Here is a 1,012-nt window from a genome sequence, read left to right on the forward strand (position 1 = left end):
CGCGCGGGAGATCTACCGCCTTATCGTCCCGGCAGCCCCTCCGGCCGGCCCGACCGGCGCCGTTGGATCTCTCGGTTGACATCCATAGGGGCATCTGTGACATGGAATGATCAACGACCGGCTAACCCCTGGTGGACACGCTTCGTATCTCTGCGACCCGGGATCGGGTTCACCGATCGGGTAAGGGTGGCGACGACTGACTGCCCCGGCGTCCACTACCGCGCGGCGGGACCTCCGCGATCCGACAGCTCGTCCTCCAGGCCCCGGCCCCCGTCATCGCAAAGGCCCTCGGCTATCACGACAAGACCGCCACCCGCCTGATCACCGAAGCCGGCGGAACCCCCTTTCCGGGCATCGGCGGTGTGAGGCGTCGGTCGAACCGCTCGCGGCGGTCACCGCTGGTGATTACCAGGGGCGTATCGGCTCCAGGGTGAGTACGGGCAGTGTGAAAGCTGTGGCGGGACGATTCCGCCCGAGCGCTCGGAGATCCACCCGGCTGCGAGCACCTGCGTCCACTGTGCTCGGCCCGATCCGCGCTGACGGCCACGCTCCACCTGGCTCCGACGGGTGCCCGCGTGCCCACCCAGGTGCGTGAGACGCAGAAGTCTCCACATCGACACGGAAATGAACCGCAAAGCGGCTACACGTCTTCCCGCCTGCGTTGATAAGAAACAGGTAAGTTTTGCGCGAATGTTCGAGGGGTGTTCGGGCAGATGATTGCTTGGAGGTTGATAGATATGGTTCCCCTGCTTCTCGTTCTTCTGCTGGTTCTGATTCTCGCCGGTGCGGGCTTCGCGATCAAAATCCTTTGGTGGGTCGCGATCGCGGTCCTTGTGCTGTGGCTGATCGGATTCGTTGCCCGCCCGAAGGGCAGCAGCGGCCGGTGGTATCGCTGGTAGCTTCATCGCAGCTCAGATGCAGTGTGGCGGTGGGGGGTGGTACCCCCCGCCGGGGGTGGAAAGGCACCCCCCAGTGGACAAAAACCGGCGCCCACGCGCCAAAAACACGGGGA

The 1,012-nt window shown here is 64.9% G+C and carries 1 protein-coding gene and 1 pseudogene; both read left to right on the plus strand.

What is annotated here, in order from left to right; all coding sequences use genetic code 11:
• Positions 1-441: 441 nt before the first annotated feature.
• Positions 442-540 (plus strand): annotated as a pseudogene (locus ACFVX6_RS40945) (TraR/DksA C4-type zinc finger protein); the annotation flags it as partial.
• A gap of 197 nt (positions 541-737) precedes the next feature.
• Positions 738-899, plus strand: coding sequence for a hydrophobic protein (locus tag ACFVX6_RS40950; protein ID WP_079408214.1), 162 nt, complete (start codon positions 738-740; stop codon positions 897-899).
• Positions 900-1,012: the final 113 nt, after the last annotated feature.

The organism is Streptomyces sp. NPDC058289 (assembly GCF_042880975.1).
Lineage (GTDB): Bacteria > Actinomycetota > Actinomycetes > Streptomycetales > Streptomycetaceae > Streptomyces > Streptomyces stoeckheimensis.

Bases quoted from the DNA above. Each gene is read 5' to 3' on its own strand.
- ACFVX6_RS40950 (WP_079408214.1), top strand. From the start codon at position 738: ATGGTTCCCCTGCTTCTCGTTCTTCTGCTGGTTCTGATTCTCGCCGGT.